Below are 14,017 nucleotides of genomic sequence, written 5' to 3' on the forward strand. Positions count from 1 at the left end.
ACACCAATGCTGCCGCGGCATCTAAATGACCACACAAGGGTGACTGAGGTGTCGTTTTCGTTTACATGCTTCACATGACTAATTGCGTACTCTGTAAAGATAACCTCAAGCCTGAAGAGGGCAAACTCATATGGCGTGGTGATGACTGTCGAGTCATCCTTGTGAACCATCCTGATCTGCCGGGATTCTGCCGGGTGATCTGGCATCGCCATGTGGCCGAGATGACTGATCTGAGCTACGGAGAGCGTGAGCATATCATGACCTTAGTGTTTGCTGTTGAAGCAGCTATACGCCACGTTATGCATCCAGATAAGGTAAATATCGCCGCCCTAGGTAATATGGTTCCCCATATTCATTGGCATGTCATTCCAAGATTTAAGGATGATGCTTGCTTTCCAGGGTCGGCTTGGTCCACCAGAACACAGGAGCCAAAAGAATCCGCAATAGAAGTTAGAAGAAAAAAGACTCAAGAATTGCCAGCTGCCATTAAGGCTGCCATTGCCAATCTTGCTTAAACTAGTTTTTTAAGTGCCTCGAGATATTTTTCGGGATTGAGTGGCTGACCTTCATGCTGCGTTTCCCACATCACTTGTCCTAGGCACTCCATCATGACGTGCTGTGCCTCATGCATTGAACCCAGTTTTTGCGATAGTTTGTCTGCGATTTCTTTAATGCCAGGGGGTTGATTAATCGATATCTGCTCGCTAATGGACAGATGCATCGATAAGTGCAAGAAGGGATTAGTTTCACCGCGTTCGGGTGTGTAATCTTGTCCTAGGGCGCTTTCAGGATCAGCAAGGAGCTCGTGATATTCAGGATGTTCAACCATCCAATCGCTTGCCAATGTTTCCATTGGGTCAAGGATGTGATTCTCGGTGTTCTTTTTCCAGGTATCGCAAAAAAAGCGACGCACTTCTGCGCGGGTTGGATTAAATATCGCCACGCACTTTTCCTTTACCAGTTTTGTGTTTAAAGCCACACAGTGGTTCGACTATGCATTGCGCACAATCTGGGTTACGCGCCTTGCATGTATATCGACCATGCAATATAAGCCAATGATGAGCATCATGTAGATACTCTTTTGGTACACGTTTGAGCAATTGCTCTTCAACCTTGACCACATCTTTCCCGGGTGCTAAGCCGGTACGGTTTGATACTCTGAAGATATGAGTATCAACAGCAATCGTAGGTTGACCAAATGCGGTATTGAGAATGACGTTAGCAGTTTTTCTGCCAACACCCGGCAGGGCTTCTAATTCTTCACGAGTCTGAGGCACTTCGCCCCCATGTTTTTCTAGGAGCAATCGACAAGTCTCCTGAATATGTTTCCCCTTGGAATTGAATAAGCCGATATGCTGAATATAAGGCCTTACATCTTCTTCGCCAAGATCTAAAAGAGCTTGCGGAGTATTGGCAATCTTATAGAGCTTACGCGTTCCTTTGTTGACGGACACATCAGTCGCTTGCGCAGAGAGTAGTACTGCAATCAATAGCTCAAATGGTGAATTATACTCCAGCTCGGTCTCTGCCTTGGGATTATTGGCTTTCAGTTGCTCAAAAAAAGCACGACGTTTTGCTAGATTCATAATTTCTTTTGCTGGGCTCTAGCAATCGCCGCTGCGATGATGGCGCGTTTGCGCTCTTGTTTCTTGAGTTCGTCTGCGGATGATGGGCTTTCGGCATTGACTGCTACTAATTTACTTGCAGATTTTTTTGCCAGGCGTTCAGCATTATCTTTTCGCTCTCTATCGAGTCGTTGCTCGCGATTGTGATAACGCTTGCGGGAAATATCTGCTAATTCTTGGGACCAAGCATCCCAGCCGGTTTGAGTGCCGGTCACATCAATCATGTGGATGCAATCAACGGGGCATGGCGGAATACAGAGATCGCAACCCGTGCACCATTCTCTCAGCACGACATGCATTTGCTTAGAAGTGCCAACGATCGCATCAACGGGGCATGTCTGAATACATAGGGTGCAACCTATGCACTTTTGCGGGTCGATAAAGGCGACTAGTCGTGGGCGTTCAATCCCGCATTCTGGGTCGATGGTGGGGTGAAGATCAAAGGCATCTTGTGGGTAGATGGATATCAGAATCTTGCTCAGGCGTTTGATGCCTTCAATGCCACCAGGAGGGCAACGATTGGGCAAAGCTTCGCCGCTCGCCATTGCTTCTGCATAGCCGCGGCACTCAGGGTAGCCGCACTTAGTGCATTGCGTTTGCGGCAGAATATCCTCAAGTTGATCGATGAGATTATTAGCTTGGCTCATGAAAATTTCTTGTGAAGATCTTCTTAAAAGTAAAGACTTCGAAGAGCCTTTAATTTATGATAACTTAATAGTCCGAGTAGCCGTTTTCTTCGTATTCTGATGTTCACGAATGAACGTCTTAATCTTCGGATAAACTTTTTCGCGCCAACGACGGCCAGCAAAGATGCCGTAGTGACCTGCGCCAGCAACTTCATAATGGTCTTTATTCTCTTTTGGGATGCCGGCACATAAAGCATTCGCTGAACGGGTCTGACCACTGCCGGAAATATCATCGAGCTCGCCTTCAACGGTAAGACGAGCAGTCTTTTTAATGTCTTGAGGTTTAACGAGCTCACCAGCAACTTCCCAGGTGCCATTAGGTAATGCATAGTCCTGGAAAACAGTCTTGATGATGTCTAAGTAGAACTTGGAATCCAAGTCCAGCACTGCGTTGTATTCGTCATAGAAGCGAATGTGTGATTCCGCATCTTGCTCGTCGCCACGCACTAGGTTCTGGAAGTAATCCCAGCGAGACTGTAAGTGGTTTTGTGGATTCATGGCGATGAAGCCAGTGTGTTGCAAGAAGCCTGGATATACCTTGCGTCCAGCGCCTGGATAGTTGGGTGGAACGTTATAAATGACATGACTCTAAAACCACTAATATGCCTTCTGATCAGCCAAATTATTCACTGAAGTCGGTGACTTACGTGCGTCAATTGGGCCGCCCATCATTATCATGGATGCCGAAGTGGCTTCGCTAGCAGATGCTGTCAAAGAGACCGCGCCTAAAGTAGGAACGGTTGGCTGGCAAACAGAAATCACGTGCAAATCTTTTGCGCCGATGGTGCGAATGAATGCTTGAACGTAGTGGACATAATCATCAAGACCAAATTCACCACCCCCTCTAATGGAACGAGGCGTGCATCAATCCAGTCGGCGATGTACACCTTATGGTCTTGTAGGAGTGTGCGCACAGTGTCGCGCAGCAATGTGGAGTGATGACCGGATAAAGGGGCAACCACAAACACCACTGGATCTTCCTTGAGTTTCTTAATAACTTCAACATCATCGGAAAAGCGTTTAAAACATACTAACTTGCAAAATGGTTTTGCAAGCGTCGTCATTTCATGAATAGCAACTTCGCGACCGTGCGCCTGCACTGAGTGAATGCCAAACTCTGGTTGCTTTTTTACCTAAACGGTAGAGTAACTCATAGTTAGCAGCTAAACGCTCAGACTCTGGAACCATTGACGCTGGATTTGAAGCATTAATAAAGGCTTCAGAAGCAGCGCGTGCCCATGAGCTCACTGGTTGAAGTAAGGCTTTTTGAAATTCGTGCAACTGATATAGCATGGTGCCTCCGGTAATTCATGATATCCGCTTGGTACGCTTGGATTAAGCTAATACGCGGGCGATTGCTTTAGCCACTTTATCAATATTTTTAGTATTGAGGGCTGCCACACAAATGCGTCCAGTAGAGAGGGCGTAAATGCCGTCTTCTTTCTGTAAGCGCTCAACTTGCTCAGCTGTTAAGCCTGAGTAAGAAAACATTCCACGTTGCTGCTCGATGAAAGCAAGGTCTTGCTTTGCTCCAGCGGCAGCGAGTTTTTCAACAAGACCATGACGCATTGCTTTAATGCGATCACGCATTTCCGTCAACTCATCTTCCCAGAGCTTGCGTAATTCTGGCGAATTCAAAACAGCGGCCGCAATGGCGGCACCATGAGTTGGAGGATTGGAATAGTTTGTCCGAATCACACGCTTCAATTGAGAGAGTACGCGAGTAGATTCATCTTTACTTTGTGTCACGATAGACAAGGCGCCAACACGCTCACCATAGAGGGAGAATGACTTGGAGAAAGAACTGGAAACCAAGAAGGACATACCCGATTCAGCGAAGAGGCGAACCGCAATACCGTCTTGCTCGATCCCGACCGCAAAGCCTTGGTAAGCCATATCCAAGAAGGGAATCAAGCCTTTGTTCTTACAGATATCAATCACTTGACGCCATTGAGCTTCGGTAATATCCGCGCCGGTTGGGTTGTGACAACAAGCGTGCAACAGCACAGTAGTGTTCTTTGGGAAAGACTCTAAAGACTTCACCATGCCATCAAAATCAACACCGCGAGTTTTGCCATCGAAGTAGGTGTACTGAAGCACTTCGAAGCCAGCGGATTCAAAAATGCCGCGGTGGTTTTCCCAGGTTGGGTTGCTAATAGCGCATGGCGCGTTTAAGTTCAGGCGTTTAATAAAGTCGGCGCCAACGCGCAATGCGCCTGTACCACCTAAACATTGAGCGGTAACAACACGACCATCTTTAATGGGTGCAGAGTCAGCGCAAAACAATAGCTTTTGCACTGCGCTGTTGTAGGGGTTTGGACCTTCGATAGGGATGTAGCTACGTGGAGAGTGCTTTGCAACAATCGCCTCTTCCGCTTGAATCACCGCTTTTAAAAGAGGCACCTTGCCTTCGTCTGTGTAATACACGCCAACACCTAAATTCACTTTGTCAGCGCGTTGGTCTGCACCGTAGGCTTCTGTGAGGCCAAAAATAGGATCTTGAGGGGCAAATGGGACTGAGGCAAACAGGATCATTTGAGGTCGAAAGTGGTGGTTTTAGGCTGGGTTTGTTCTTAATTGACGTTAACTTCAGTTTAATTTTCGGTTTTTGAGGCCAGAAGCAACTATTTCCTAAGAAAAAACGGCAAAATCATTGTTTGTACAAAATTCGCTGTGAAGAAATCTCACGGATGAAATAAATGATAGCCGATATGTTCCCTAAGTTACCTAAAACTGGATCAAAATCTGAAGTAAAAGCGGAGAAGAAAAGCTCGGCTGTAGATCCTTTGGGCGAGGTCGGTCACGACCTAGATCCTGCCAAGTTCGTGACCTTTCCTGACTCCCCTTATTACCTGTATCAGCGCTTTCCGCCGGCAGGAGACCAGCCTCAGGCAATTGATGCCCTGGTTGAGGGCATTGAGGATGGACTGACTTTTCAGACGCTTTTGGGGGTTACAGGGTCAGGAAAGACCTTCACAATGGCCAATGTGATTGCCAGAACCGGTCGTCCAGCCATCATTTTTGCCCCGAATAAGACCTTGGCTGCCCAGCTTTACAGTGAATTTAGGGAGTTTTTTCCTAAAAACGCGGTTGAGTACTTCGTGAGTTACTACGACTATTACCAGCCAGAGGCCTATGTTCCTCAGCGGGACCTCTTTATTGAAAAAGACTCTTCGATTAATGAGCATATTGAGCAAATGCGCTTGTCCGCAACAAAGAGTCTATTAGAGCGTCGCGACGTCATTATTGTGGCCACCGTTTCGGCAATTTACGGTATTGGTAATCCAGGCGACTATCACAGCATGGTGATGACATTGCGTCCTGGCGACAAAATGAGTCAGCGGGATATTTTGATGCGCCTGATCGCGATGCAGTATGACCGCAATGCAACCGATTTCAAGCGTGGTGTATTTCGCGTGCGCGGTGACACGATTGACATTTTCCCTGCCGAGCATAATGAGTTAGCGGTTCGGGTTGAATTATTTGATGATGTCATCGAGCGTTTGCAATTATTTGATCCACTTACTGGAAAAATTCGGCAGAAGATTCCGCGTTTTACTGTGTATCCAAGTTCGCATTACGTTACTCCGCGTGACACTGTTTTGAAAGCGATTGAAACAATTAAATCTGAGTTGCGTACTCGTTTGGATGAATTTGTTAAAGACGGAAAATTGGTTGAGGCGAAACGTCTTGAACAGCGCACTCGTTTTGATTTGGAAATGCTCAATGAATTGGGTTTTTGTAAAGGCATTGAAAACTACTCTCGTCATCTCTCCGGTGCCGCTCCAGGCGAGTCCCCGCCTACCCTGGTGGACTATCTGCCCAATGATGCCCTGATGTTCCTAGATGAAAGCCACGTCTTAATTGGCCAGCTCAATGCGATGTATAACGGCGACAAGTCACGCAAGCATACCTTGGTGGAATTTGGTTTCCGTTTGCCTTCTGCGATGGATAATCGTCCGCTTAAATTTACCGAGTTTGAAACGAAAATGCGTCAAACCATTTTTGTCTCCGCGACTCCAGCCGATTACGAAAATACGCATCAAGGTCAAGTGGTGGAGCAAGTGGCTAGACCAACAGGATTGGTCGATCCAGAAATTGAAGTCTTACCAGCAAGCACGCAGGTCGATGATTTGTTGGATCAAATTCATGCACGTGTCAAAGTGGGTGAACGCGTACTGGTGACCGTGTTGACTAAGCGCATGGCTGAACAATTAACCGATTATCTTTCTGATAATGGTGTGAAGGTGCGTTATGTGCACTCGGATATCGACACAGTAGAGCGCGTAGAAATTTTGCGTGACTTACGTCTAGGCGTTTTCGATGTTTTGGTTGGTATTAATTTATTGCGCGAAGGCTTGGATATTCCTGAGGTTTCATTGGTCGCGATTTTGGACGCCGACAAAGAAGGCTTTTTACGCTCCGAACGCAGTTTGATTCAGACGATTGGTCGGGCAGCCCGAAATGTCCGAGGCAAAGCTATTTTGTACGCAGATAAGATCACGGACTCTATGCGCATGGCGATGGGGGAGACCGAAAGACGCCGTACGAAGCAAATTGCCTTCAATAAGCTGCATGGTATTGAGCCTAAAGGGGTTCAAAAGCGGATTAAGGACATTATTGATGGCGTTTACGACGTCAAAGAGAAGCGTCAGGAGATGCAAGTTGAGCAGGAGCGGGCTCGCTATGAGGATATGGGCGAGAAGAATCTGGCGGCTGAAATCAAGCGCCTAGAGCAGCAAATGAATGCTGAAGCCAAGAATTTGGAGTTTGAAAAGGCTGCCAGCACCCGGGATAGACTTACTAATGTGAAAGAAATGGCTTTCGGGGCCAGGTCTAGGGACTCGGTCTACGCGTCTAATTCATTAATTCCTGGCTTGTAAGAGGGATTTTTGGGATAATTCCCGAGCAGATTGCTGGGTCTTATGGTAAGGTTAAGTGGAATGGTCTGGTAATACCCGACCGACTGTTAGCTGTCCATAACACTCCATTATCAAGGTGACATATGAGACTTACAACCAAAGGTCGTTTTGCAGTAACCGCAATGATTGATTTAGCCCTGCGTGAAATACATGGCCCCGTAACTTTGGCCGGAATTAGCCAAAGACAAAAGATTTCCCTTTCCTATCTCGAGCAATTGTTCGGCAAATTACGCCGTTTCAATATCGTGGCAAGTACTCGTGGACCTGGCGGTGGTTATAGCCTGGCCCGACCTTCATCCGAGGTGAGTGTGGCCGACATTATTGTCGCTGTCGATGAGCCTCTCGATGCAACCCAGTGCGGCGGTAAAGGTAACTGTCATACCGACGAAGAAAATCATGGCCGTTGCATGACTCATGACCTCTGGAGCAATCTCAATTCCAAAATGGTTGACTACTTGAGTTCAGTGAGTTTAAAAGATTTAGTTCAGCAGCAAGAAGGGCGCGGCATTGTGATTCAAGACATGCGTCAAAAGAAAATTAAGGTTGAAAGTTCCAAGGCGGATAAACCTGCTGCAGTGCTTGCAGCTAAAAAAGAAGTAGCGCCTAAGGCGCCGCTAGTAAATTCTGTATTTAATCTAGCGCGCCAAAGTTAATAACGAATTATACCTACCGATAGATAAACCATGAACGCCCCAAAAGATTTGCCACAACAACCGGTTCCAATGTTTAGTCCTAAGCACTTCCCGGTGTATATGGACTACTCAGCTACAACACCGATTGATCCTCGTGTGGTTGAGAAGATGTCGCCTTATTTGCGCGAGCAGTTTGGTAATGCCGCTTCACGTAGTCACGCTTATGGCTGGGTGGCTGAAGAGGCGGTTGAATGGGCGCGTTCAGAGGTTGCTCAATTGATTCATGCCGATCCTAGGGAAATTGTCTTTACCAGCGGCGCCACTGAAAGCATTAACTTAGCACTCAAAGGCGCAGCACACTTCTACAAAGATCGTGGCAATCACATCATTACCGTAAAAACTGAGCACAAGGCAACTTTAGACACCTGTCGTGAATTAGAGCGTGAAGGTTATGAAGTGACTTCCTTGGATGTATTGCCAAATGGTTTAATTGATTTTGCGCAACTCGAAGCGGCGATGAAGCCGGGCACGATTTTGGCTTCAGTGATGTATGTCAATAATGAAATCGGTGTCGTGCAAGATATCCCTGTGATTGGCGACTTATGTCGTTCACGTGGCGTGATTTTTCATGTGGATGCAGCTCAAGCAACTGGCAAAGTAGAGATTGATCTTGAGAAGATTAAAGTAGATTTGATGAGTTTTTCTGCTCACAAGACGTATGGACCTAAAGGCATTGGCGCTTTGTTTGTGCGTTGTAAGCCGCGTATACGTATTGAGGCGCAGATTCATGGCGGTGGACATGAGCGTGGTATGCGTTCTGGAACCCTTGCTGTGCACCAGATCGTTGGCATGGGTGAGGCCTTCCGCATTGCTCGCGTTGAGATGACTGAAGAAAACAAGCGTATCCGTGCTTTACGGGATCGTTTGTTAAATGGTTTAAAAGACATCGAAGAGGTTTATGTCAACGGCGATATGGACCATCGTGTACCTCATAACCTGAACATCAGTTTTAACTATGTTGAAGGTGAATCCATGTTGATGGCCCTAAAAGATTTGGCAATCTCTTCTGGTTCAGCCTGCACTTCAGCCTCTTTAGAACCATCTTATGTATTGCGCGCTTTGGGTCGCAATGATGAATTGGCGCATAGCTCTATTCGCTTTACCTTAGGTCGCTTTACGACTGAAGAAGAAGTGGATTTCACGATTAAGTTGGTGAAAGAGAAGATGGCTAAGTTGCGTGAGTTATCCCCACTTTGGGAAATGTATAAAGATGGAATCGATCTCAGTACGATTCAATGGGCAGCACACTAAAACTATATAAAAGAAATTAAAGAGGAAATGCCATGGCATATAGCGAAAAGGTCATTGACCACTACGAAAATCCCCGCAACGTTGGTTCATTCGAAAAGGGTGACGACAGCGTAGGTACTGGCATGGTTGGTGCGCCAGCTTGCGGCGACGTAATGAAATTACAGATTCGCGTGAATGACCAAGGCGTAATTGAAGATGCCAAGTTTAAGACTTATGGTTGCGGCTCTGCGATTGCCTCATCTTCATTGGTAACAGAGTGGGTTAAAGGTAAAACTTTAGATCAAGCGCTGGAGATTAAGAACTCATTGATCGCCGAAGAATTGGCTTTGCCACCAGTAAAAATTCACTGCTCCATTTTGGCTGAAGATGCTATCAAGGGAGCAGTAGCGGACTATAAAGAAAAGCATCCAGCGAAATAAGTAGGCATAACTATGGCAATTACATTAACTGATAAAGCGGCTGCACACGTAAACCGTAATCTTGAAAAGCGCGGCAAGGGCTGTGGCTTGCGCTTGGGCGTTCGAACGACGGGTTGCTCTGGCCTAGCCTATCAACTTGAGTATGTTGATGAGCCTGCGGCAGAGGATCAGGTTTTTGAGTCAAACGGTATTAAGGTATTTTTGGATCCAAAGAGCTTGGCTTACTTAGACGGTACGGAATTAGACTTTGTGCGTGAGGGTTTGAATGAAGGATTTAAGTTTCAAAATCCAAACGTAAAAGATGAGTGTGGTTGTGGTGAATCTTTCCGCGTCTGACGATTACTTTCGTTTCTTTGGATTAAATCAGAAATTCAATATCGATTTGCCTGATCTAGATCAGGCTTACTTGGCGATTCAGAAGGAAGTGCACCCTGATCGTTATGCTCGTGGCAGCGATGTGGAGCAGCGCATTGCCATGCAAATGGCGACCTTGGCCAACACTGCACATCAAACGCTTAAAAATCCGATTCAACGAGGTTTATATCTTTGCAAACTCCATGGCGTTGATGCCAAATTGGAAACCAATACTGCAATGCCTGCTGCTTTTCTGATGAAACAGATGGAATGGCGCGAAAGTCTGGATGAGCAAGCGGAAAACATTTCAGCTTTGGAGGTTTTGATGGCTGAAGTCGAAGAGTCCAAAGAAGATATCCTTACAGAAATCGTTCAAGCCATTGATGGCGCCAAAAATTATGAGCGGGCTGCCGAATTACTTCGTGGCTTACTTTTTATTGATAAGTTTGCAGTTGAGCTTGATGACACCATTGCGGCCCTAATCTAGCCCCACTCAAGCTAAACTCTATTGCCTATGGCCTTATTACAAATCTCTGAACCCGGTAAATCGCTAGCACCTCATCAGCGCCGCATTGCCGTTGGTATTGATTTGGGAACGACCAATTCTTTGGTGGCTATTGTGCGTGACGCACTGCCCAAGGTTTTGCCAGATGCGCAAGGCCGCGAATTACTACCATCGGTAATCCGTTATTTGCCCAATGGCAGAACTCAAGCTGGTTTTGAGGCGCTTGAGAGTGTGGTGATTGATCCGAAAAATACGATTGTTTCTGTGAAGCGCTTCATGGGTCGTGGCTTGCTAGATGTAGAGCATATTGAAAGCGCTCCATATGATTTTGTTGATCAGCCTGGAATGCTCAAGCTGAGAACCGTCGCTGGTGACAAAAGTCCGATTGAGGTTTCCGCAGAGATCTTGGCCCGCTTGCGTCAGTTGGCTGAAGATTCCGTTTCCGATGAAATTGTTGGCGCAGTAATTACTGTTCCGGCTTACTTTGATGATGCGCAGCGTCAGGCAACTAAAGATGCTGCTAAGTTAGCCGGTGTTGAAGTCTTGCGCTTGCTGAATGAGCCTACTGCTGCTGCAATTGCCTATGGTTTAGAGAATGCCTCTGAGGGTGTCTATGCCGTATATGACTTAGGTGGCGGCACCTTTGATATCTCCATATTGCGCATGAGTAGAGGTGTGTTTGAAGTGCTCTCTACTGGCGGAGATTCTGCTTTGGGTGGCGATGATTTTGATCATCGTTTGTATTGCTGGGTGATTGAGCAGGCTAAGCTTCCGCCATTATCGATTCATGACCATCGAACGCTCTTACAAGCGTGCAAGCATACGAAAGAGCAACTGAGTCATAACCCTTTAGCGCGTGTGCATGAAACGCTGGATGATGGCACGGTAGTGAATGTCGGTATTAGCCAGGCGCAATTCTTTGAAATTACCCAGAATCTCGTAACCAAGACTCTGATGGCTTGTAAAAAAGCTTTGCGTGATTCTGGCCTCAAGGCTGAAGATGTTAAGGGTGTGGTGATGGTGGGTGGCTCAACCCGTATGCCAAATGTCCAGCGCGCTGTAGGCGAGCTATTTGGTACGCAGCCTTTGAATAATTTAAACCCTGATCAAGTAGTTGCGTTGGGCGCGGCGATGCAGGCTGACTTATTGGCCGGTAATCAAAGCAAGGATGATGAGTGGCTTCTATTGGATGTCATTCCACTATCGCTGGGCATCGAAACTATGGGTGGCTTGGTTGAAAAGATTATTCCTCGCAATACCCCAATCCCAGTTTCCAGGGCGCAGAACTTTACGACCTTTAAAGATGGTCAGACCGCATTAGCAATTCAGGTGGTGCAAGGTGAACGAGAACTTGCTCAAGACTGCCGCTCTCTAGGTAGATTTGAGCTGCGTGGTATTCCAACAATGGCTGCAGGTGCTGCGCGCATTCGTGTGACTTTCCAGGTGGATCCCGATGGACTTCTCTCTGTAAGTGCCATGGAGCAAGGCTCTGGTGTCAAAGCATCGATTGATATTAAACCTTCTTATGGCTTAACAGATGCGGAAATTACTCGCATGCTACAAGATGGCTTTGCCTCCGCAAAAGAGGATTTGCTTTCCAGATCTTTGCGTGAAGAAGAGGTTAATGCTCAGCGTTTACTAGATGCCGTACAGACCGCTCTCGATAGTGATCGTGCTCTTCTCAATACAGAAGAGCAGAAAGCTATTGATCAGGAGATGGCTACACTACAAAAGATTTTGAATGAAGAGACTGATGGTGAGGTTGTTCGTAAAGCGGTGGATCATGCCGCCAAAGCTACTGATGACTTCGCGCAAAAGCGCATGAACGCCAGCATTCAGAAAGCTTTATCCGGTAAGCATGTTGCTGAGATTTAACTCAATAAATACTAATAGAACGTCAATAGAAAAGAATCATGACTCAAATCGTTGTATTACCCCATAGTGAGTATTGTCCTGAAGGTGCGGTTGTTGAGGTTGCTCCAGGCACATCGATTTGTGAGGCGTTATTGGAGAATGACATTCCAATTGAACATGCCTGCGATATGGTGTGTGCCTGCAGTACCTGCCATGTGATTGTGAAGGAGGGTTATCAAAGCTTGAATCCTCCTGATGAAAATGAAGAAGATATGCTCGACCGCGCTTGGGGCCTTAACCCTCAGTCTCGTTTATCTTGCCAGGCCATTGTGGGTAAACAGGATTTGGTGATTGAAATCCCAAAGTATTCAATCAATCATGCCAAAGCAAAGCATTAACTAATTAAGGCAAATAAAGAGGAGTTAGTAATCGGCAAAATTAAAATGCGATTTATCTTTTTCTGCGCCAATCTCTTCATTAGTAATACCCTGTTTGCTTACCCGTTACAAGTAGCCCGCTTTGGTGACGAAGGTAGTCTGTATGTTGAGAGTTCCTCGATTGTTCGAATGGGGTCTTTCGTTCGAATGACTTACGTAATTAATTACTGGCAGCCTCAATCCTTCGGTTCCCATACTTATTTATCAAAAGCGACTACTGTGCGAGTAGATTGCAAGAATCGACGTGTATTTGCTCTATCAAACTCTTTTTACAGTCAGCAGGATATGGACGGTGATTTCCTGGGTAAATTTCCTCAAGACGACGTTGAAGGGCAATATGCTGAGCCCGGCAGTTTGGTCGCAAATATGGTGAAGATAGGTTGTAGCTTCGGCTAGCGCTCTAAAATAGAGCATTAAGCTCTTAAATCATGCAAGTATGAAAGCGCGTGGCTTGCAGAAGGATTAATATGAATTCGTAGTTCATTCTTTAGGTAGTGCCTCCAAACAATCTTGTAAGCCATCCTTCGGGGTGGCTTTTCTTTTGCCTATTTATAAATAGTATGTTAAATTACATAATGTAAATAAACAGAATGTATATGGCTACAAAAGAACAAAAAATCGACCTTAAAAGCATGAAGAGTGCGGCAGATGCTGCCTGTCTCCTGATGAAGGTTCTCAATCATCGCGATCGATTGATGTTGCTTTGTGAAATCAGTCAAGGCGAGAAGTGCGTGGGCCAGTTGGAAGAGATATTGGATCTTCATCAGCCAATGCTCTCACAGCACCTGACCAGATTAAGGGTGGCAAAGTTAGTAAACACTCGCAGAGAAGGCAAACAGATTTTTTATTCACTAGGAAGTGAATCAGCATTGGCAGTTATCGAAGTTTTGTACCAGCAGTTTTCTAAGAAATAACCTAAAGGCGAATCAAATGAAATGTAACGTCGGTAGTATTGATCGCGTTCTACGCATCGCTGTGGGTTTGGTGTTGGTTGGCTTGGCAGCTAGTGGTGTGATTGGTGTTGGGGGTTGGGTCGGTGTTGTGCCCCTGGCAACCGGCTTGTTTAGATTCTACCCCTTTTACCCGGTTCTTGGCATTAATTCATGCGGCACTGATTCTGACTGTACCGGTGGCGGTTGCTGTAAGTAACAAGTTATTTAACTAAGGAAACTCAAATGCCAAAAGATTACAAGCAAATCACAAGAGATATCTCAGGTTCATTAGCGAAATTAAGGGCTGATGCCCCGGAGGTGATGCAGGGCTTTAGCGACT

Annotated in this window: 15 protein-coding genes and 2 pseudogenes; 12 read left to right on the forward strand and 5 right to left on the reverse strand. The window is 46.2% G+C overall.

Translation table 11 applies throughout. The annotated features are described in order from the left end of the window. The first annotated feature begins 74 nt into the window (after positions 1-74). Positions 75-515, forward strand: coding sequence for an HIT family protein (locus tag DXE35_RS02265; RefSeq protein ID WP_114689432.1), 441 nt, complete (start codon positions 75-77; stop codon positions 513-515). On the opposite strand, the gene DXE35_RS02270 is transcribed toward DXE35_RS02265, so the two are convergent. From DXE35_RS02270 to DXE35_RS02290, 5 genes and pseudogenes are all read right to left on the reverse strand, one after another. After that, the gene (locus DXE35_RS02270) at positions 512-943 is read right to left on the reverse strand and encodes a DUF1841 family protein (RefSeq protein ID WP_174220933.1); all 432 of its coding nucleotides are present in this window, start codon (positions 941-943) and stop codon (positions 512-514) included. The genes DXE35_RS02265 and DXE35_RS02270 overlap by 4 nt on opposite strands. After that, the gene (gene nth, locus DXE35_RS02275) at positions 930-1,586 is read right to left on the reverse strand and encodes an endonuclease III (RefSeq protein WP_114689433.1); all 657 of its coding nucleotides are present in this window, start codon (positions 1,584-1,586) and stop codon (positions 930-932) included. Before nth ends, DXE35_RS02270 begins: the two co-directional genes overlap by 14 nt. 2 nt (positions 1,587-1,588) lie before the next feature. Next, a pseudogene (rsxB, locus tag DXE35_RS02280) lies at positions 1,589-2,272 on the reverse strand (electron transport complex subunit RsxB); the annotation flags it as partial. Positions 2,273-2,326: 54 nt separating this feature from the next. After that, positions 2,327-3,604, reverse strand: a pseudogene (locus DXE35_RS02285) (polyhydroxyalkanoate depolymerase). A 42-nt stretch (positions 3,605-3,646) separates the two neighbouring features. After that, the gene (locus DXE35_RS02290) at positions 3,647-4,846 is read right to left on the reverse strand and encodes an amino acid aminotransferase (RefSeq protein WP_114689435.1); all 1,200 of its coding nucleotides are present in this window, start codon (positions 4,844-4,846) and stop codon (positions 3,647-3,649) included. A 164-nt stretch (positions 4,847-5,010) separates the two neighbouring features. Between DXE35_RS02290 and uvrB the strand changes: the two genes are divergently transcribed. From uvrB to DXE35_RS02345, 11 genes are all read left to right on the forward strand, one after another. Beyond that, a complete protein-coding gene (gene uvrB, locus DXE35_RS02295; RefSeq protein ID WP_114689436.1) occupies positions 5,011-7,194 on the forward strand; it encodes an excinuclease ABC subunit UvrB in 2,184 nt (727 codons plus the stop codon). A 122-nt stretch (positions 7,195-7,316) separates the two neighbouring features. After that, a complete protein-coding gene (locus DXE35_RS02300) occupies positions 7,317-7,886 on the forward strand; it encodes a Fe-S cluster assembly transcription factor (protein ID WP_114689437.1) in 570 nt (189 codons plus the stop codon). A gap of 30 nt (positions 7,887-7,916) precedes the next feature. After that, positions 7,917-9,176 (forward strand): IscS subfamily cysteine desulfurase, encoded by a 1,260-nt coding sequence (locus tag DXE35_RS02305; RefSeq protein WP_114689438.1) that lies wholly within the window; start codon positions 7,917-7,919, stop codon positions 9,174-9,176. Between the two features lie 32 nt (positions 9,177-9,208). Continuing rightward, positions 9,209-9,595 (forward strand): Fe-S cluster assembly scaffold IscU, encoded by a 387-nt coding sequence (gene iscU / locus DXE35_RS02310; RefSeq protein WP_114689439.1) that lies wholly within the window; start codon positions 9,209-9,211, stop codon positions 9,593-9,595. A gap of 12 nt (positions 9,596-9,607) precedes the next feature. Beyond that, positions 9,608-9,931, forward strand: a complete 324-nt coding sequence (gene iscA, locus DXE35_RS02315; RefSeq protein ID WP_114689440.1) for an iron-sulfur cluster assembly protein IscA — start codon at positions 9,608-9,610, stop codon at positions 9,929-9,931. After that, entirely contained in the window at positions 9,897-10,436 is a 540-nt protein-coding gene (gene hscB, locus DXE35_RS02320; protein WP_114689441.1) for a Fe-S protein assembly co-chaperone HscB, read from the forward strand. The genes iscA and hscB overlap by 35 nt, the downstream gene beginning before the upstream one ends. Before the next feature lie 27 nt (positions 10,437-10,463). Next, on the forward strand, positions 10,464-12,329 hold the full coding sequence (gene hscA / locus DXE35_RS02325) for a Fe-S protein assembly chaperone HscA (protein ID WP_114689442.1): 1,866 nt from the start codon (positions 10,464-10,466) through the stop codon (positions 12,327-12,329). 38 nt (positions 12,330-12,367) lie between these two features. Beyond that, positions 12,368-12,706: an ISC system 2Fe-2S type ferredoxin gene (fdx, locus tag DXE35_RS02330; RefSeq protein WP_114689443.1), complete on the forward strand. Its 339-nt coding sequence runs from the start codon at positions 12,368-12,370 to the stop codon at positions 12,704-12,706. Positions 12,707-12,751: 45 nt separating this feature from the next. Continuing rightward, positions 12,752-13,141, forward strand: a complete 390-nt coding sequence (locus DXE35_RS02335) for a surface-adhesin E family protein (protein ID WP_114689444.1) — start codon at positions 12,752-12,754, stop codon at positions 13,139-13,141. 200 nt (positions 13,142-13,341) lie between these two features. Then, on the forward strand, positions 13,342-13,659 hold the full coding sequence (locus DXE35_RS02340) for an ArsR/SmtB family transcription factor (RefSeq protein WP_114689445.1): 318 nt from the start codon (positions 13,342-13,344) through the stop codon (positions 13,657-13,659). Between the two features lie 16 nt (positions 13,660-13,675). Next, entirely contained in the window at positions 13,676-13,894 is a 219-nt protein-coding gene (locus tag DXE35_RS02345; RefSeq protein ID WP_114689446.1) for a YgaP family membrane protein, read from the forward strand. The last annotated feature ends 123 nt before the right edge of the window (positions 13,895-14,017 follow it).

It is taken from the genome of Polynucleobacter necessarius (assembly GCF_900095215.1).
GTDB classification, from domain to species: Bacteria; Pseudomonadota; Gammaproteobacteria; order Burkholderiales; family Burkholderiaceae; genus Polynucleobacter; species Polynucleobacter necessarius_H.

What these genes read in the sequence shown, in the direction of transcription:
- DXE35_RS02265 (WP_114689432.1), top strand. Translation starts at nt 75, where the DNA reads ATGACTAATTGCGTACTCTGTAAAGATAACCTCAAGCCTGAAGAGGGC.
- nth (WP_114689433.1), bottom strand. Translation starts at nt 1,586, where the DNA reads ATGAATCTAGCAAAACGTCGTGCTTTTTTTGAGCAACTGAAAGCCAAT.
- DXE35_RS02290 (WP_114689435.1), bottom strand. Translation starts at nt 4,846, where the DNA reads ATGATCCTGTTTGCCTCAGTCCCATTTGCCCCTCAAGATCCTATTTTT.
- uvrB (WP_114689436.1), top strand. Translation starts at nt 5,011, where the DNA reads ATGATAGCCGATATGTTCCCTAAGTTACCTAAAACTGGATCAAAATCT.
- DXE35_RS02300 (WP_114689437.1), top strand. Translation starts at nt 7,317, where the DNA reads ATGAGACTTACAACCAAAGGTCGTTTTGCAGTAACCGCAATGATTGAT.
- DXE35_RS02305 (WP_114689438.1), top strand. Translation starts at nt 7,917, where the DNA reads ATGAACGCCCCAAAAGATTTGCCACAACAACCGGTTCCAATGTTTAGT.
- iscU (WP_114689439.1), top strand. Translation starts at nt 9,209, where the DNA reads ATGGCATATAGCGAAAAGGTCATTGACCACTACGAAAATCCCCGCAAC.
- iscA (WP_114689440.1), top strand. Translation starts at nt 9,608, where the DNA reads ATGGCAATTACATTAACTGATAAAGCGGCTGCACACGTAAACCGTAAT.
- hscB (WP_114689441.1), top strand. Translation starts at nt 9,897, where the DNA reads ATGAGTGTGGTTGTGGTGAATCTTTCCGCGTCTGACGATTACTTTCGT.
- hscA (WP_114689442.1), top strand. Translation starts at nt 10,464, where the DNA reads ATGGCCTTATTACAAATCTCTGAACCCGGTAAATCGCTAGCACCTCAT.
- fdx (WP_114689443.1), top strand. Translation starts at nt 12,368, where the DNA reads ATGACTCAAATCGTTGTATTACCCCATAGTGAGTATTGTCCTGAAGGT.
- DXE35_RS02335 (WP_114689444.1), top strand. Translation starts at nt 12,752, where the DNA reads ATGCGATTTATCTTTTTCTGCGCCAATCTCTTCATTAGTAATACCCTG.
- DXE35_RS02340 (WP_114689445.1), top strand. Translation starts at nt 13,342, where the DNA reads ATGGCTACAAAAGAACAAAAAATCGACCTTAAAAGCATGAAGAGTGCG.
- DXE35_RS02345 (WP_114689446.1), top strand. Translation starts at nt 13,676, where the DNA reads ATGAAATGTAACGTCGGTAGTATTGATCGCGTTCTACGCATCGCTGTG.